The organism is Paracoccus angustae, assembly GCF_042648745.1.
GTDB lineage: Bacteria > Pseudomonadota > Alphaproteobacteria > Rhodobacterales > Rhodobacteraceae > Paracoccus > Paracoccus angustae.
In genome coordinates this window covers 197,252-214,856 of record NZ_JBHRXY010000005.1, presented here as the reverse complement: position 1 = coordinate 214,856, position 17,605 = coordinate 197,252, and the positions used below count along the sequence as shown (strand labels likewise).

The 17,605-nt window shown below is 61.7% G+C and carries 16 protein-coding genes; 6 read left to right on the top strand and 10 right to left on the bottom strand.

All coding sequences use genetic code 11. The annotated features are described in order from the left end of the window. Positions 1–1,379 (bottom strand): IS21 family transposase (gene istA, locus ACFOM8_RS09440; protein WP_377761106.1); only part of this gene is annotated, 1,379 nt, incomplete at its 3' end. Between the two features lie 99 nt (positions 1,380–1,478). Here istA and ACFOM8_RS09435 point away from each other — a divergent pair. Beyond that, a complete protein-coding gene (locus ACFOM8_RS09435) occupies positions 1,479–4,556 on the top strand; it encodes a DUF3320 domain-containing protein (protein ID WP_377761105.1) in 3,078 nt (1,025 codons plus the stop codon). Positions 4,557–4,663: 107 nt separating this feature from the next. Here the strand turns inward: ACFOM8_RS09435 and ACFOM8_RS09430 are convergent, their stop codons facing one another. From ACFOM8_RS09430 to ACFOM8_RS09410, 5 genes are all read right to left on the bottom strand, one after another. Next, the gene (locus tag ACFOM8_RS09430) at positions 4,664–5,236 is read right to left on the bottom strand and encodes a hypothetical protein (RefSeq protein WP_377761104.1); all 573 of its coding nucleotides are present in this window, start codon (positions 5,234–5,236) and stop codon (positions 4,664–4,666) included. A 236-nt stretch (positions 5,237–5,472) separates the two neighbouring features. Next, positions 5,473–7,632 (bottom strand): DEAD/DEAH box helicase, encoded by a 2,160-nt coding sequence (locus ACFOM8_RS09425; protein WP_377761103.1) that lies wholly within the window; start codon positions 7,630–7,632, stop codon positions 5,473–5,475. Continuing rightward, on the bottom strand, positions 7,629–9,248 hold the full coding sequence (locus ACFOM8_RS09420) for a dsDNA nuclease domain-containing protein (protein WP_377761102.1): 1,620 nt from the start codon (positions 9,246–9,248) through the stop codon (positions 7,629–7,631). Before ACFOM8_RS09420 ends, ACFOM8_RS09425 begins: the two co-directional genes overlap by 4 nt. Positions 9,249–9,570: 322 nt before the next feature. Beyond that, entirely contained in the window at positions 9,571–10,500 is a 930-nt protein-coding gene (locus tag ACFOM8_RS09415) for an MYG1 family protein (RefSeq protein ID WP_377761101.1), read from the bottom strand. A gap of 128 nt (positions 10,501–10,628) precedes the next feature. Further along, positions 10,629–10,937 (bottom strand): ETC complex I subunit, encoded by a 309-nt coding sequence (locus tag ACFOM8_RS09410; protein ID WP_377761100.1) that lies wholly within the window; start codon positions 10,935–10,937, stop codon positions 10,629–10,631. Between the two features lie 123 nt (positions 10,938–11,060). Between ACFOM8_RS09410 and ACFOM8_RS09405 the strand changes: the two genes are divergently transcribed. Then, the gene (locus tag ACFOM8_RS09405) at positions 11,061–11,594 is read left to right on the top strand and encodes a superoxide dismutase family protein (protein WP_377761099.1); all 534 of its coding nucleotides are present in this window, start codon (positions 11,061–11,063) and stop codon (positions 11,592–11,594) included. A gap of 1 nt (position 11,595) precedes the next feature. On the opposite strand, the gene ACFOM8_RS09400 is transcribed toward ACFOM8_RS09405, so the two are convergent. Further along, a complete protein-coding gene (locus tag ACFOM8_RS09400; protein ID WP_377761098.1) occupies positions 11,596–11,883 on the bottom strand; it encodes a hypothetical protein in 288 nt (95 codons plus the stop codon). Positions 11,884–11,962: 79 nt separating this feature from the next. Between ACFOM8_RS09400 and ACFOM8_RS09395 the strand changes: the two genes are divergently transcribed. Continuing rightward, complete coding sequence (locus ACFOM8_RS09395; RefSeq protein ID WP_377761097.1) at positions 11,963–12,235, top strand: I78 family peptidase inhibitor; 273 nt, start codon at positions 11,963–11,965, stop codon at positions 12,233–12,235. A 6-nt stretch (positions 12,236–12,241) separates the two neighbouring features. Here the strand turns inward: ACFOM8_RS09395 and ACFOM8_RS09390 are convergent, their stop codons facing one another. From ACFOM8_RS09390 to rpsB, 3 genes are all read right to left on the bottom strand, one after another. Next, the gene (locus ACFOM8_RS09390) at positions 12,242–12,826 is read right to left on the bottom strand and encodes a (d)CMP kinase (protein ID WP_377761096.1); all 585 of its coding nucleotides are present in this window, start codon (positions 12,824–12,826) and stop codon (positions 12,242–12,244) included. 108 nt (positions 12,827–12,934) lie between these two features. Further along, positions 12,935–13,846, bottom strand: a complete 912-nt coding sequence (tsf, locus tag ACFOM8_RS09385) for a translation elongation factor Ts (protein WP_377761095.1) — start codon at positions 13,844–13,846, stop codon at positions 12,935–12,937. 82 nt (positions 13,847–13,928) lie between these two features. Beyond that, complete coding sequence (rpsB, locus tag ACFOM8_RS09380) at positions 13,929–14,717, bottom strand: 30S ribosomal protein S2 (RefSeq protein ID WP_377761094.1); 789 nt, start codon at positions 14,715–14,717, stop codon at positions 13,929–13,931. A gap of 232 nt (positions 14,718–14,949) precedes the next feature. Here rpsB and trhA point away from each other — a divergent pair, with 232 nt between their 5' ends. The 3 genes from trhA (at position 14,950) to ACFOM8_RS09365 (ending at position 17,563) form a co-directional block, all read left to right on the top strand. Next, positions 14,950–15,600 (top strand): PAQR family membrane homeostasis protein TrhA, encoded by a 651-nt coding sequence (gene trhA / locus ACFOM8_RS09375; RefSeq protein ID WP_377761093.1) that lies wholly within the window; start codon positions 14,950–14,952, stop codon positions 15,598–15,600. Between the two features lie 113 nt (positions 15,601–15,713). Beyond that, the gene (gene eda, locus ACFOM8_RS09370) at positions 15,714–16,358 is read left to right on the top strand and encodes a bifunctional 4-hydroxy-2-oxoglutarate aldolase/2-dehydro-3-deoxy-phosphogluconate aldolase (RefSeq protein ID WP_377761092.1); all 645 of its coding nucleotides are present in this window, start codon (positions 15,714–15,716) and stop codon (positions 16,356–16,358) included. Between the two features lie 2 nt (positions 16,359–16,360). Then, positions 16,361–17,563 (top strand): MFS transporter, encoded by a 1,203-nt coding sequence (locus ACFOM8_RS09365; RefSeq protein WP_377761091.1) that lies wholly within the window; start codon positions 16,361–16,363, stop codon positions 17,561–17,563. The last annotated feature ends 42 nt before the right edge of the window (positions 17,564–17,605 follow it).

Sequence of the window (17,605 nt, the reverse complement as noted above, 5' to 3'; positions counted from 1 at the left end):
AGCACATGGGTCTTGGTCGCCACGCCCTCGGCCAAGGCCAATTCCACCGCCGTCAGCACGGCCTGTTCGTCGTGCTGAAGAACCAGGGCGAGGATGTCGACCATCTCGCGATCACCGCCGGGCTTGCGCAGCATCTGCTCCTGCAACTGCCGGAAGGCAGGCGGGAACTCGGCAAAGGGCGCGCCATTGCGCAACGCCCCGGGCTTGCGCTGAAGAACAGCCAGGTAATGCCGCCAGTCATAGATCGTCCGCGGTGGCAGCTTGTGGCTGCGCTGGATGATGCGGCAATGCTCGCACAGGATGTTGCCCTCGGCTGCCACGACCAGCCGGTCTGGATAGATCCGCAGGCTGACAGGCCGGTTCGCAAAGGACGCCGGAACGCTATAGCGATTGCGCTCGAAGCTGATCAGGCAGGTGGGCGAGACGCGCTTGCTGAGTTCGATGAAGCCGTCAAAAGCCGGCGGCAGGGGCATCAATGCGGCCCGCTCCTCAGCCCAGACATCGGCGATGGTGCCGGGCAGCGTGCCGTGCGGGGTCTCTTGCCACACCTCCAGGCAGCGCTGTTCCAGCCAGGTGTTCATCGTGGCAAGGTCGGGAAAGCCCGGCATCCCTTGTAAGACCTGATGGCGGGAGTCCTGAACGTTCTTCTCGACCTGTCCCTTCTCCCAACCCGCTGCCGGATTGCAGAACTCCGGCTCGAAGACATAGTGATTGGCCATGGCCAGGAAGCGGAGGTTGACCTGCCGCTCCTTGCCACGGCCGACACGATCCACCGCCGTCTTCATGTTGTCGTAGATGCCGCGCTCGGGCACACCACCAAAGACGCGGAACGCGTGCCAGTGGGCGTCGAACAGCATCTCGTGGGTCTGCAGGGGGTAGGCGCGCAACAGGAAGGCCCGGCTGTGTGATAGCTTGATATGCGCCATCTGAAGCTTGGTGCGCTCGTCCGTCAGATGGCCGTAGTCTTCGCTCCAGTCGAACTGGAAGGCCTCTCCCGGTCGGAAAGACAGCGGCACAAAGGTGCCGCGGCCCGTGGTCTGCTGTTCCCGCTGGCGATCTGTCCGCCAGTCCCGCGCAAACGCCGCAACCCGGCCGTAGGAGCCGGTAAAGCCCAGCTTGACCAGATCGGCATGCATCTGCTTCAGCGTCCGCCGCTGCTTGCGCGACTTGCCGGCCTCCGTCTTCAGCCAGCCGGCCAGCTTCTCGGCAAAAGGATCAAGCTTGCTTGGCCGATCCGGGGTGGCAAAGGACGGCTCGATCGTTCCTGAGTTCAGATACTTCTTGATCGTATTGCGCGACAGGCCGGTGCGACGCGCGATCTCGCGGATTGGCAACTTCTCCCGCAGCCGCAGCTTCCGGATCACGTTCAAAAGTCCCATGTGGATCACTCCGTAAACCCCCTCCGCTCTTCGCGTCGGGGAAGGGTCACATGGGTCAAATCTCAATGGAAATTATGGGCCTGCCTGGGTCACTTCTGGGTGGAAATCAACAGGCTGGACAAGCCCGCCGTCTCTCCCGAGGCGCTGCGCGACCCCGATGAAGCCCGCGCCGGACTTGACGCCTTGAGGGAGGCCTTGTCGCGCGCGGCCCAGGCCCGGTCCGCACTGTCGGCCCGCTACCCCGATGAGGGCTTGGCCGACATGCCGCTGGACGCCCTGGAACTGCAGTGGCGCGAGGCACAGGGAAAGTCTTGGCCCTTCGCCGGCTTGGCGCAGAAAAAACTCCGCAAGCTGCTGCAAAGCTATGCAAGCGCGGGTCAGGCGGATCCTGCACGCGACCTTCCGGCACTGAAGCAGCTTCTGCGCGCATGGCAGGACATCGCAGCCTCAAGCCTGCGGTCGCTGCCTGGATTTGCGGGCGAGAAGACGGATGCCGCCCGCATTGCTGCCGAGATCGATGCGGCATCCGCTTTCCTGGATCTGGAACGACACTTGCGCGCCGCCGGCCTGCCTGCCGCGCGGCTGGAAGAACACCGGCCCCAACTGTCCCATGCCTCGGGCGGCGATTTTGCTTCCCTGCTGCAAGCCCTGCGCGACACAGCGAACAGGTCCGATCAAGCCGCAGCAGCCTTTGCCGATGCAGGAGGCGCCCTGCCACAGGATTGCGACACCCTCCTGGCCGGACTGGAGCCTCTACAGAGTCGGTTCGGCGACTGGCTGAAATGGCGCGCCTGTCGAGCCGAGGCCCTCGGCGCCGGGCTGGAGCCGCTGGTTCGCGCCTTGGAGGAGAAGGCGGATATTCCCGATACCATGCGTGCTTTCGAGCAGGCCTATATGGCCTGGTGGCTGCGGCTGGCGATGGATGCCGAAGCTTGCCTGCGCGGCTTTGCGCATTGGGAACATGACGCCCTGATCCGCCGTTTCCGGGAACTTGACGATGCCTTGGCCAATCTTGCCTCGGACGAAGTAATGCGGCGGCTGGGAAATGATCTGCCCACGCGCGACTCGGTCCCACGGAATTCGGAACTGGGGGTTCTGCGGCATCAACTGGGATTGCAGCGCCCGACGCGGGCGATCCGCAGCCTGATTGCCGACATGCCGACAACGTTTGGCAAGCTGGCGCCTTGCGTGCTGATGTCGCCCTTGTCGGTTGCCCAATACCTACCCGCCGGGCAGGCGCAGTTTGACCTCGTCATCTTCGACGAAGCCTCGCAGATCTCGACCTGGGATGCCATCGGCGCAATTGCCCGCGGGCGCCAGGCGATCATCGTGGGCGATCCGAAGCAGCTTCCGCCGACGAACTTCTTCGGGCGCAGCGATGACGGCACCCAGGAAGGCGCTGAACTCGCTGAATTCGAAAAGGACATGCCGTCCATCCTGGACGAAGTGGCGGCGGCAGGCATCCCGACCCATCGACTGAACTGGCATTATCGCAGCCGGGACGAGGCGCTAATCGCGTTTTCAAACCATTACTACTATGACGGGGGCCTGGTCACGTTCCCCTCGCCCGACGCTGCTGGCAATGCTGTGCGGCTGCACAAGGTCAACGGCATCTATGGGCGCGGCACCGGATCGACCAATCCCGAGGAGGCGCGTGCAATCACTGCCTTCATTCGCAAGCGCCTGACCGAATGGCTGAGGCTGCCCGAGAAAAAGCGCCCTACCCTTGGCGTGATCACCTTCAACGCACAGCAGCAGGGTCTGATCCTCGACCTGCTTGATGCCGAGCGCAAGGCCAACCCCGATCTGGAATGGTTCTTCGCCGACGAGCTGGAAGAGCCGGTGATCGTCAAGAACCTGGAGAACATCCAGGGCGATGAACGCGACGTGATGCTGTTCTCGATCACTTTCGGGCCGGACCAGGCGGGCAAGTTCACCATGAACTTTGGCGCGATGAACAAGGACGGCGGAGAAAAGCGCCTGAATGTTGCGATTACAAGGGCACGGGCGGAACTGCATGTCTTTGCCTCGATCACCGCCGATCAGATCGACACCACAAGGACACGAGCCCGCGGAGTTGCGGATCTCAAGGCTTTTCTTGACTTCGCCAACCGGGGACCGGTGGCTCTTGCCGCGCAGGACAGCGGATCGGTCGGACCCGCAGACTCTCCCTTCGAGGAAGGGGTGCGCGGTGCCTTGGCCGCAAAAGGCTGGGAGGTCCACACGCAGATCGGCGTGTCGGGCTTCCGCATCGACCTGGGCGTGCGGCATCCCGATCACGCGGGCGTTTGGCTGGCCGGCGTGGAGTGCGACGGAGCGAGTTACCATTCCTCGGCAACAGCGCGCGACCGAGACCGGATCCGTCAGGCTGTTCTGGAAGGCTTGGGCTGGAATATTCTGCGGATCTGGTCGACCGACTGGTTCCGGGCTCCTGATGCCACGATCACGCGTATTGACGGCAGTCTCCAAGCCATTCTGGAAGCTGACCGGGCGCGCCGGGCTGAAGAGGACGCGCAGCAGGTTCCTGTCGAGGAGGATGCGCCCCTTGCGGAGGGAACCTCGCTCCTACCAATGCCTGCACCCGATCCGCAGCAATCAGACGACGATGAGAGCGACGAAGCTGTTGAGGAACGCGCGGTTCTCTTCGCCGATAACGCGGCGGGCGCGTTGCCGGCGCCTTTGCCATTGCAAGGCATCCAACCAAGTGCCGATCGCTTCTTCGATGATGACTACACGGCCGACCTCCGCAGCCTGATGCAGCAGATCGTCGCCGCAGAGGGTCCGATCCCCGACAGCTTCCTTGCCCGCCGGATTTCCCAGCTTCACGGCTGGCAACGAACCGGCGGACGCATCCAGGCACGTCTGTCGGCCTTGCATGACACCTTTGATGTGACAGTCGAGGGAAATGTCAGGTTCCTCTGGGAGAAGGGCAGCATAAGGAACCGCGTTCCCTTCAGGGGTATGGGCGACCGGTCACTGCGGGAGATATCAAGATCCGAGATCGCTAGCGTCATTGCTCGGGACGAAGCCAAGATATTCAAAGCTGAAGACCCGGACTTGGAGCTTGCCCGTCTGCTAGGCATCGCGCGGCTCAGCAAGGATGCTAGGGATTATTTGAAGCTTTGTCGTGATTGGCGACAAAGCACATTATCAACAAACTGCAGCGGGGAGTCCTGACCGATGAAGTTGGCCCATAGCGGCCGTTCGAACCACGTGCGGGGTATGATCGCTCCCAAACCAAAGCCGCCGTTCGTCGACGCTTGCAGCTGAAAACGAGCTGCCCCTTACAAAGATAGAGGATGTAGAAGCAGCCCGTCTTTCTGCTCGACGTAGCATTCGACGTTGCTGCGGATTTTTTCGAAAACCTGTGGAAGGAGCTTGAAAAGATCATCCATATGCAAATCATGCCCCGTGAAGCCGTGGTAGCTGCGGAGGTAGGAGACGATTTCCGATCGCTCATCCGCGGACATCGTCGCCAGTGGCTCAGATATGCCGTAAGCCCAAAAGTTCGTGAGGTGGATGAACTTCGAACTGAAGCCGTAAGCCAAGGATACCCACGAGTGATTGTCATTGGCGTAGGTGTGAAATTCGACATCGCGGATGTCCGTGAACTTCCCCTTGGCAGAAAGTCGCTGCCACCGTGCGCCCGTAAGAACATTACGGCACAGTCCATCACGGTCAGTAAGGGGGACAGAGAAAGCTAGGTAATCGACCCGCATGAGGTTATCGATTTCCAGACGGATGATCGCGGCGCAGGCACCGTAAAGCCCTTGGGCGTAGAGCAAGCCGAAGGCTTGGTTGTGCTCGCACGAGCGCTTCTCGACGAGGCGCATATACGCCCTGAGGTTCTCGTCCATCACGCTCCGCCTTTCTCACTTCGATCCAACGTAGCGACGCAGCCATGCCGAGAGGACCATCCAATGCGAGGCGACCAGGCTTGCGTCGTCAGCTGTCAGCTCCTCTTCCGTCCCACAACCCAGCCGTGGCCTGATCCTGCCATATTTCGGAGTTCATTCGCCGCGCTGATCATCATCTTGCGGACGGATGTAAACACTCAAGCGGGTCAGAACGTCGTGCCACGCTCTCTGGTAGTTCAGCCTCTGGGAAGCGCCGGCACCACACTCTTGAAAATCTCCCGTTCAAACGGATGCAATATTCCGAGGATTTCATCTTTCGTTTGGAGGATGCGGTCTACGGCGTCCTGCAGGGTCTCATCGGGCGATGGATCGGGTAGCAGTTTTGTTCCTAGGGAGAAAGGAACCCCAAATTCATCTAGGATAAAGACATTTGGATCCAAAAACATGGCTTCCGCCATCGCAATGAACATTCGGTAGTTCGCTGTCGATTTGCGTCCCGCTCTAGATTCAATGTCTTTGTGAATTGACTCAATAGCGGAGAGCTGCCGCGGGAACTTAAAACAAAGATAACTGCGGAGAAACTTAAGGCCCTGATCGATGGCGTCACTTGGTGATTGTTCACCTCGCCGATTTTCAACTCTATCATCTAAAAAATTGCGTAGTGTGTCCGACATACGGATCTTGGTCAGCACTGCGGCCAATTGAGTTCCGCTGTGGATCTGATAACCCTTTAAGATCCGTTCGCCCCCCATCTGCGCAAAAATTATTTCGCATACATAGTTTAGCTCTTCTCCATTCGGGATGTGGGACCAGTTCAGTAGATTTCGGTAAAGCATATCGCTGCGAATGCGGTTCGCTACAAGCTTTTGGGTTTCGATATCTATGTGGCGGTTCTCGCGGATAGTCGATATATCAAGTTCCACCGCATTGATCTCGCTTTCGACCCGGCGCCGTGACGCATCCGAAAGATCTTCTTCTGGCAACCCCAACAAAAGCGAAATGGGGGTTCCCTCAGGCTGGGTTTCAACCGACACTTCAACTAGCATGTCGGATGGTTCCGGAGGGTTCTCGAGCACAAAGACTTTTCCGATGAACCATTGCCCCATTCGTCCTGCTCGTCCGGCGACATTCCGGAAAGAAAAGTAGTTGATGGTTGATGTGTTTACTCGCCGGTCATAAACAACAACATTTTCGGCAACCGTATTGATGCCCTCGATTAAGGTTGACGTGCAAATTAAGATCGAGAGTTTACCTTCGGAGAAGGCCCGGATCATATACTGCTGAAGTGATCTCGGCACGTTTCCATGGTGTATCCCGATACCCCTTTTCAGAGCGTCAGTGACGATCCAGCTATCAGGAAATTCCTGCTCGAGCCAGGATGTGGCGTCCTCTGTAGCCTTCGTGAGCGGGCGCTTCTCGGCATCGATGAGGAGCTGAGCAGCCTCTGCGCACTTCGCGGGCGACTGACAATAGATCAGCGTCGGCCCCGTGTTCTCGCCAACGATCTCTTTAAGCTTTTCGGCGCGCTCGCTTCCATCGCGAGGAAGGTCAAAATGCACGATGTCCAAGGCAACTGTGGAAAATTGGGATGGGATGAACACGTGCTGATATTTACTAGCGATGCCCTTGACCCCGTCGACATGGGGACCGATCAGGTAAAACTTCGCTCCCGACGACGCCAGCTTGTGGAAGGCAAGGTTGAGATCGACAGCCCGATCCGCGCCTCCCGCGAGGTCGGCCCGAATGTCGAGTTTGTAGAACTCATCTACCACGAACCAGTCAATGTTCTGGAGGTCGTCTCTAGAGAGGACCCGTTCCTGTGTGAGGATATAGATGGCGCGCGCACCCGGCGTGGAAACTTGCGACGCGTGGGTGATGATACTGTGAGTTTCGGAGAACCGTGCGGCAAGCCTCTTGCGCGTTTCATCGATGAGGGCGATCGTCGGAACGATGATAACGATCCTACGGAATTTATTCGCAGAAACTACTGCGTCGATGATCATGCTTTTGCCGACGCTTGTAGTCGCGCTTAACACGACGTTTCGTCCTTCCATAATCTGGCGATAGACAATGAGTTGCAGGGAGTGGAAACGTCGACCATCGAGTCCCGGAGCGATATGAGCCTGCAGGAGCATCGATTCCGAAAAATCTTTCGGATCCGGCAAATATGGGATCAGCCCAACAGCTTTGATGAGATCATTAAGAAGATCATGGTATTTCTCAGGAATCTCCCGTTTCTTGTCTAACGCACGTATGATCAGTTCTCGGGAGGTGTCGTGGGTAGACGTATTGTTTGAAAGCATTGCGAGGTTGCGTAAAATTTTCTCCCAGTCCGAGGCATTGCGCTCTGGGGCGCGAAGCAAGTCTCGAGCGTCCATTTCGATAGAATTTATCATCTTTTTATCACCTTCTCGAACTCGGAGAGGAGGCTGTCTACGTTCGGTATCGGAATTAGGAAGATATGGACGGAAATACTAACCAAAGTGGCAGGCAGCACCGGCTTTAACTTTTCATATTCCATATTAGCTTCAGAAATTAGGTCGCTCAGGTATGCGTTATAGAATCCGGTAGCCAAATGTGGACTTTCGTAGGCGAGCAGGATCGGTAGCCGAACCGCTCTACGAAGGTCTTCAATTTTTGCGCGGTCAGTGAAGAGTCCATCGATTGATGACGGTCTAGCGTGATGCGGCTCGCGGAGCGTCATGATGAAGCGGCGCTCCGCCTTCAGGACCCCGGACGACACTGCCTCGTGTAGGCCTTCAGCGATCTCAGTAAGGATATCGTCGCGCTGATCTGCTCGCAGCAGATGAGGGCGTCCAAGCCAAAGCTGATCTCCCGAGTCGTTGAAAACGATATGGGCACTGGTGGCAGTTCCGTCTTCCATATTGAACAGACGGCAAGGCATAGGCTCGCTGTTCAGATGGTTCCTCATGACCGCGTGGAGAAGAACTTCGGCCAGGAGCGTGTCGACATCAATGCGCCGACCTTTCAAAGCGTCCAGCGCTCTCGGGAGCAGCTGTCTTGCAGAAAACCTGTCAAATTGGGCAAGCGTGTGCGAAGGCAGCGCGATTTCGGGCAGCCAATCCACGAGATAATCACACAGGGCTTCCGAGCGCCACTCTCCGTCATCGAACTCGACATCGAAGCTTCTCATAGACCGCGCGATCGCGACCTCGTCAAGCTTTGCAATCTCCTTTAGGAACGGTTCCGGCAGAGTGGTGTAGACCTTGAGGTCCAGCCGTGCGTTGGCCCGGATGTCGGCAAGCTTTTCTTTCCACCACTGCTGAACCGTCGCCCTCGCGAGGCTTTTCTTGTCCCCGTCTGTTGCTCGGTCAGCCTCTGAAGCTTCCCGAACCTGGGAAAGCAGTTCCTTATACATCGCTTCCGCTCGCGTTATGCCCGGAATCGAGCCTTGAGCCTCACACATCCTAAGGATCTTGTTGATACCATCGCGCTCAAGCCCGTCACTCGAGCCAGCGACCTGCCAGTAGAGGGTTTCCGCCCAATGACCAAGGTTGCGCTTGTTCTTTGATGTGAATGATTTATGCTTGTTAGAGAAACTCTCCTTCAGCGCAGCCAGTTTTTCCGTAACAGCCTTCCTTCGCCCCCGAGGCGCACAAAATGGCTTCAAAGCGGAAGCGACATCGCGCCGCGACACGATGCGGAAACGGGGTTCGGCTTCGAAGCGGTCGCACGCTAGAGATTTTTCGCATAGTGATGTTCCGGGGAGCGTCTTCGTGCTCGACTTGCTTCGCTCCGTTATTTCTTTAATTGACCACTTCCTGTCGTCTTCGGTGGTCTTTACCTGAACATACTCGTTGATGCTTCTGTCCTCTTCGAGGATGCGCAAGGTGATGTCATCCGCCGTCTCGAATTCCACTGCGACGATTGTTGCGTCTTCCAACATATCGAGCAGGAAACCGACCCCTACCTGATCCTGGTATGTAAAGCCCGCCCTGGCGGCGACCCCTCCGGCGTTTGATGGATCATCGATAAGAACGTCCAAGGTCACGGCAGCGCTCACTTAACTCATGTCCATAGTATAGGCGCATAATTCACGCGTATCGCAACTTGTTGACCTCCACCCTCATCTCGAAGGCAGCGAAATGCGGAGATTGTGTCGCCAGTGGCACATGAAGCAAGGACTTGGCCGCTTTGTGGCGCAAGGACGGGTCACTCAATCGACGCACGCTGCGAATACTGGTTCACCCGGTTCATACCCCCAATTCTACTAAGTTCACACACAGCGGACGATCGAGCTGAACGCAGCGAACAACCGCTTTCCGCCCTTTTGGTTAATGATGAGATGCTGCCACTTGGGACAAGTGTAGGCTTCAAGCTGTTCCTCGCAGTGCCCGCGCATGTTGAACTGCCAGAGTAGCAAGCTGCAGAGCAGCCTCACGATCTGCGGCCACAGCAATGAAGCGGGCGTTGTGGCAGAAGCGTGAGCCAGGCACACCAGATGCAGCTTCGAAGGCCGCGTCCGTCAGCCCCGCCCAACCTACGGGAAGATCGGCCCGAAGGGCAAAACCTTCAGCTTCGCGGCGGATGCCGGTCAGGGCCCAGTCTGTTTCTCGGGGATGGACCACGAAGAGCAGGTGATCGGCGCCTGCCTTCTCGATGGCAGAGCGGAAGGGCATGCCCATCGGGAGTTCGAGGACCCGGCTTTCTCCGGCGGCGGCAATGGCCTCCATAACGACAGCCTCGGCCCGCAGCTTGGCGGCCTTTCGTGCAACCGCCGCCTCGACAAAGGCACGAGCGATGGTCAAAGCGTGGTCGAAGGCCCGATCATCGGCACCCGGGCTGCGATCGTCGAAGACGGGTTTGAGGCTTTCCAGCAGGAGCGGCAGGGACAGGTCCGCGAGCAATCCACTTGGCGACAGGGAACCATTGTCTACCAAGTCGATGGGCAGGACGAAATCGGCGTCGAACGCTGCATGGATCATGTCCAGATCCCCATCAGGAACACCGAAGGTCCGCAGATAGTCCCTGCCGAAGTGCCGCCAGATTAGGCCGAACGAGCTGTAGGGCTGGCTGTCGTCGCGCAGAGGTGGGCTCTTCTGGTGGTGATCGAAGATCAGCCGCTCCGGATCGTGATCGCGGCCGACGTCATAGATCACCCGGTCCGGCGCCGGTGTGGTCCAAGCCGCATCACGCGTCCGCGTGATCCGCGCCTTCGGGAAAAGCCGCGTCAGGACAACGGAGGAGAGAAGCTCGTCAGCGTGAAAGCCACCGGAATGGGTGACAAGATGAGCAATAGTCATGAGATGTCCTGGAAAAGAGATGACCGCCCGGAGGCGGTCAGTAGAGAATCAATGGGTTACGAAATCTTTGCCCCGAACTGAACAAATTTACCCCTAGCCGGCAGCAACTATGCTCCGAACAACAAAACCTAATGGGTCCAGGGCGCGCGGCGGTCTGTCGCGAAGTTCTCGCCATAGCCGCGCGGACGGACATTGGCGGCGCGCTTTTGCGGCGGCTGGACAATGTAGTCCAGGCCATGTTCGCGGGCGTAATCCTCGGCCTGCTTCTGGGTGTCAAAGCGCAGGCGGACCTGGCTCTGCGTGTCGTCACTGCCGATCCAGCCCATCAGCGGGTCGATATCGCGTCCGACGGGCGGAAACTCCAACACCCATGTCCTGGTCCGCGCGGTGCCGGACTGCATGGCATTGCGGGCGGGTTGATAGATGCGAACGCGCATGGGGCTACCTTTCGGGGGCGGATCTCGGGGGACTTATCGCCAATGACGCGGCGCGGATCAAGGCCCGGAACGTCCGCCCCTCCCGGGCGTTGAGGCCGGAACCGCAACCAGAGGAGATTTCCCATGCCGTTCCGAACCGCTGCCGCCCTTGTGCTGCTGGCCTTGCCCGCCGCGGCCCAGGAAACCGCCGCGCCCGCCGCCCCGGCCGAAGGCGAGGCGCCGATGATCGCGGAAATCAAGACGGCCGAGGGCGAAAGCCGCGGCACCGCCACCGCGGTCGCCACCCCGTCCGGCATGATGCTGGTAACGCTGGAACTGGAGGGCCTGCCCCCCGGCATCCACGGCGCCCATATCCACCAGACCGGCGAATGCACGCCGCCCGACTTCGAATCGGCGGGCGGGCACCTGGCGGGCGACAAGGACCATGGCGTGATGGCGGCCAACGGCCCGCATCCGGGCGACCTGCCCAATATCCATGTCCCCGACAGCGGCACGCTGATGGTCGAATATTTCGTTTCCGGGCTGAGCAAGGAAATGGTCGCAGACGAAGACGGATCCGCCATCATCATCCATGAACAACCCGACGACTATGTGGGCCAGCCTTCGGGCCATGCCGGCGGCCGGATCGGCTGCGGCACCTTCGCCGAAGCCAGCTAGATCACTGCGCTGCGGCGTCCGCAAAGGGCGCCGTCAGCTCCGCCGTGCCCGCGGCCTTGTCATAGATGCAGACCATCCGGTCGGAACCGGCCGTGACCAGGGCCGCGCCATAGCTTTCCGAACCGAACGGATTGACTTCGACCGCGACGCTTGCAGAGGCCGGCGCTTCAACCAGCGCGCGGCAGGATTGCGCGACGGCGGTGCGGAACGCGTCCCATGCCTCGTCGCTCGACGGCCAGGCCATCACGGGCAGAACAGCAAGACCGATGGCGGCAAGCCCTTGTTTCATCGTTTTTCTCCATCCGCAGAAAAGCAGGGAACGCGCGGGCGGTGCAATCGTTCTGCCTCAAACACAAAGAGGTGATCGTATGTCATCGGCCCGTGCCATCCTTTCCGTTCTGGCCCTGTTCTCCATGGCCGCCTGCTCGACGGGCTACGGCCTGACCGTTGCCGCCACAAGCTGCGACCTGAGCCAGCATCAGCGGCTGGTCGGCATGAACATCGGCGAGGTTTACCTGCCCCCGCAACTGCATCGGCGGGAAATCAGCCCCGGGCAGGTCGTGACGCAGGACTATCAGCCGCGGCGGCTGAACATCTTCCTGGATCCCAAGGGCTGGATCGCCCGGGTGACCTGCGGCTGAGACGGGTCACGCCCGCGCGCGATCCACCTGGGCGATGGCGCGGGCAATCGCCTCGGCGATGGTCAGGTCGCTCGTGTCCAGAACAACCGCGTCCTCGGCAGGCCGCAAGGGCGCCGTCGCGCGTTCGCTGTCGCGGCGGTCGCGTTCCCGCAGCTCGGCCAGGATCTCGACCGGATCGGCGCCCAGCTCGGCCGCGCGGCGGGCGGCGCGAACCTGGTCCGAGGCCGTGACATACAGCTTGACCGCCGCATCGGGGCAGATGACCGTGCCGATGTCGCGCCCGTCCAGCACGGCGCCGGGATCCTGCAAGGCGAAGCGGCGCTGGAACTCCAGCAGCGCGGCGCGCACGGCGGGGATGGCGGCGACGCGGCTGGCCGCCTGCCCCGCCTGCGCGCTGCGCAGGCCGGGCCGGGCCAGATCATCGGCCTCCAACGTCTGCGCGGCCAGCACCGGATCGCCGCCCTTTGCGCCGGTCGCCCGGTACAGCAACCCGGTGTCCAGGTGGTGAAAGCCGAAATGCGCGGCAAGCGCGCGGGCAATGGTGCCCTTGCCCGAGGCGGCGGGCCCGTCGATGGCGATAATGAATGGCATGGTTTCGCAAGGCAGTTTCGCGCCCGTGCATGGCATGGCCAGGTCCGGTCGTCAAAATGAAAAACGCCGGCCCCGCAGGACCGGCATTCCGTTGTCGGAACAGCGGGATCAGGCGCCGCTGAGGGTTTTGGCGACCTCGGTCGCGAAATCCTCTTCCTTCTTCTCGATGCCTTCGCCGACGGCGACGCGGGCATAGCCGGTGATCTCGACCCCGGCCTCTTTCGCGGCCTGCTCGACCGTCAGGTCGGGATTGATCACGAAGGCCTGGCCCAGCAGCGTGTTTTCGGCCACGAACTTCTTCATCCGGCCCGGAATGATGTTGTTCTGGATCACGGCTTCGGGCTTCGGCTTGGCCGAGGCGGCGTTTTCCTCCATCGCCTTGGCGGTCTGGACTTCCAGCTCGCGCGCCAAGAGCGCCTGGTCCATGGTCGCCTCGGAGAGCGAAACCGGGTTGGTCGCGGCGATGTGCATGGCGAACTGCTTGCCGATCGCCTGAGCCTTGTCCTTGTCGCCCTTCAGCGCGACCAGGACGCCGATCTTGCCCATGCCTTCGGCGGCGGCGTTGTGGACATAGGACACCACCGTGTCGCCTTCCAGAACGTGCATCCGGCGCAGGGTCATGTTCTCGCCGATGCGGGCGATGGCGTCGGTCAGCACTTCGGAAACGGGCTTGCCGTTCAGATGCGTGGACTTCAAAACCTCGACATCGTCGGCGGTGGTCAGGGCGGTGTCGGTGATCTCGCGCACGAGCTGCTGGAAGTCGGCGTTCTTGGCGACGAAATCGGTTTCCGAGTTGATCTCGACGGCGACGCCGCGGCCATCGGCGACCTGCACGCCAACCAGACCTTCGGCGGCGACGCGGTCGGCCTTCTTGGCGGCCTTGGCCAGACCCTTGGTGCGCAGCCAGTCGATGGCGGCTTCCATGTTCCCGTCGGTCTCGGTCAGCGCCTTCTTGGCGTCCATCATCCCTGCGCCGGTCGTTTCGCGCAGCTCTTTCACCATCGCGGCGGTGATAGCCATGATCCGTCTCCTTTGATCAACGCGTCAGGCGGGGCATATCCCCGCCTGACGACAGTTCCGTGAATATCCGGTGTAACGCCGATCAGGCGTCGGCGGTCGCCTGTTCGGGGGCGGGCTCGTCCAGCAGTTCCTCGGGGGCTTCGGACAGGGCGCCGACATCCACGCCCGCCGCGCCCATCTGGGCCGACATGCCGTCAAGCGCGGCGCGGCTGGCCAGATCGCAATACAGCGCGATGGCACGGGCGGCGTCGTCGTTGCCGGGGATGATGTAGTCCACGCCTTCGGGCGAGCAGTTGGTATCGACCACGGCCACAACCGGAATGCCCAGCTTCTTGGCTTCCAGGATCGCCAGGTCTTCCTTGTTCACGTCGATCACAAACAGCAGATCCGGCAGGCCGCCCATGTCGCGGATGCCGCCCAGCGAGGCTTGCAGCTTCTGCTGCTCGCGCTCCAGTTGCAGGCGTTCCTTCTTGGTCAGCCCTTCGGCGCCGCCGGCCATGGTCTCGTCGATGGCCTTCAGGCGGCTGATCGACTGGGAAACGGTTTTCCAGTTGGTCAGCGTGCCGCCCAGCCAGCGGTGATTCATGTAGAACTGGGCCGATTTCTCGGCAGCATCGGCGATCGGCTTCTGCGCCTGGCGCTTGGTGCCGACGAACAGCACGCGGCCGCCCTTGGCCACGGTGTCGCGCACGACTTGCAGCGCCGCGTCCAGCATCGGGACGGTCTGCGTCAGGTCCAGGATGTGGATGCCGTTGCGGTCGCCATAGATGTATTCCGCCATGCGCGGATTCCAGCGCTGCGTCTGGTGGCCATAGTGAACGCCAGCTTCCAAGAGCTGACGCAGGGAGAATTCGGGAAGCGCCATGTCCATGTCCTTTCCGGTTTGCGCCTTGGCAGGGGATTCAGGACGGATGTCCCAACCGGTGGACCTTTTGCGGATTTCTCCCGCAAGGGCCCGCCCCTGCCTGTGAAGTGTGGGGCAGATAGCCCCCCTGGATTCGTTTTGCAAGGGCTTCCCCTTGCGGAACCGATAAAAGCTGACGAATCTGTCAGTTGCCGGGTCGGGAACGGTCGGGCAAGATGAGGGCGAAGGGGGTTCCGCCATGGCCGACAGCCGCTTCCGCTTTGGGCGTCAATACGATTTCTACGAAGTGCTTGCAGACGGGATCGTTCACGGCGTGGGCGTCACCCTGGCGCTGGTGGGCGTGACCGCGCTGATGTTCCATACCGCGATGTCGGCGGACCGGGCCGAGGTTCTGGCCGCGGCGATCTATGGCGCGGGGCTGATCCTGGCGCTGGCCGCGTCCTTCACCTATAACATGCTGCCGCATTCGCCGCTGAAATGGTATCTGCGGCGGGTCGATCATTCCGCCATCTTCGTTCTGATCGCCGCCACCTATACGCCCTTCCTGCACAAGGCCTCCTCGGATCCGACGGTGCTGGCGCTGCTGGTCTTCATCTGGACCATGGCGGCGCTTGGCGTCGCCCTCAAATGCCTGCTGCCCGGGCGATACGACCGGCTGGCGATCCTGCTCTATATCCTCATGGGGTGGAGCGGGCTGATCGCCTTCGGCCCCATTTCCGACCACCTGCCGCCCGTTTCGATGCTGCTGATCGTCGTCGGCGGCGTCGTTTACACGGCGGGCGTCGTTTTCCATGTCTGGGAACGGCTGCGCTTCCAGAACGCGATCTGGCACGGCTTTGTCGTGACCGCCGCTGCGATCCATTACGTGGCCGTGCTGGTCGCCGTCTGACCGTTGCCGCCTGATAGCGATAACAAGATTTTCGCCGCAGGGCGGCAAATCGCTTGCATCACCCCCCGCCTCCGGGCAGTTTGCCCGCAGATTGCGGTTAGAAAGGTGGCGCCATGAACCCTGAAACACAGTCGCAAAGGACGCGGGCGCTGTGCAGGCTTGCCCCGGTGATTCCGGTGATCGTCATCCAGAACGCCGAACGGGCCGCGGGGCTGGCGCAGGCGCTGGTCACCGGCGGGTTGCCGGTGCTGGAGATCACGCTGCGATCCGATGCCGCGCTTGATGCGATCCGGGCGATGTCGGGCGTTTCGGGCGGGCATGTCGGCGCGGGCACGGTTCTGACGCCGGACGACGCCAAGCGCGCCAAGGAAGCGGGTGCGACTTTTGCCGTGTCGCCCGGCCTCACCGACCGGCTGATCGCCGCCTGCGAGGAGCTTGAGCTGCCGCTGCTGCCGGGTGCGGCCACCGCGTCCGAGGTGATGCGCGCGGCCGACGCGGGCTATGACATGCTGAAGTTCTTCCCGGCCGAGGCGATCGGCGGCGCCCGCGCGCTGAAGTCGCTGGCCGGGCCGCTGCCGAAGATCGGCTTCTGTCCGACCGGGGGCATCTCGCCGGCCAATGCGGGCGATTATCTGTCCCTGCCGAACGTGGTCTGCATCGGCGGCAGCTGGATCGCCACCGACGCCGATGTCAGCGCCGAGAATTGGGGCGCGATCCAGGAACGGGCCCATGCCGCATCCCGGCTGAGCCGGGGCTGACCTTGCCCTCCGACGACAGGCGCGCCCGCCGCAACGTGATCGTGCTGGTCGCGGCGCAGGCGATCCTGGGCGCGCAGATGTCGGTGATCTTTATCGTGGGCGGCCTTGCGGGGCAGATCCTGGCTCCGAACCCCTGCATCGCCACGCTGCCCTTGTCCATGATCGTTCTGGGATCGGCGCTGACGGCGCGGCCCTTGGCGCGCTTCATGCAAGATCGCGGTAGGCGGGCGGGCTTTCTGCTGGCGGTCCTTGCGGGCGGCCTGGGCGCGGGCCTTGCAGCTTGGGGGCTGTCGGCGGGATCGTTCTGGCTGTTCATGGCCGGATCCCTGCTGACGGGCATCTACATGTCGGCGCAGGGTTTCTATCGCTTCGCCGCCACCGATCTCGCCTCCGAGGATTACGCCCCCCGCGCGATCAGCTGGGTGATGGCGGGTGGACTGGCCGCCGCAATCATCGGCCCGGCCGTGGTCCGCGCCACGGACGGGCTGACGGCGGTGCCGTTCCTTGCGGCCTATCTGGCGGTGATCGGGCTGAATGCCCTTGGCCCGTTCCTGTTCGCGTTCCTCGACAGCCCCAAGCCCGCGCCCGCCGAGGCCGGCGCGGAGGCAGGCCGCCCGCTGGCCGAACTGCTGCGCCAGCCGCAGATCGCCGTGGCGATGATCTGCGGGATGGTGGCCTATGCGCTGATGAACCTGGTGATGACCTCGACCCCGCTGGCGGTGGTGGGCTGCGGCTTTGGGCCGACGGACGCGGCCAACATCGTCAGCGCCCACGTTCTGGCCATGTTCGCGCCCAGCTTCTTTACCGGCCACCTGATCGCGCGCTTCGGCGCGGAACGGATCGTCGCGGCGGGCCTGCTGCTTCTGGCTTTGGCCGGCGCCACCGCCCTGTCCGGGGTCGAGCTTTCGCATTTCTTCGCCACCTTGATCCTGCTGGGGATGGGCTGGAACTTCGGCTATATCGGCGCCACCACCATGCTGTCCCGCGCCCACGCGCCCGAGGAGCGGGGCCGCGTGCAGGGTCTGAACGACGCGGTGGTGTTCGGCGGCGTGTTCCTCGCCTCGCTGTCCTCGGGGGGGCTGATGAATTGCAGCGGGGGATCGGTGGTGGCGGGCTGGAACGCGGTCAACCTGGCGATGCTGCCCTTCCTGGTGCTGGCCGGAGGGGCGCTGATCTGGCTGATGCTGCGCCCGCGCGAGGCCTAGCGGCGGGGGCGCTTCGCCCCCCGCACCCCCCGAGGATATTTG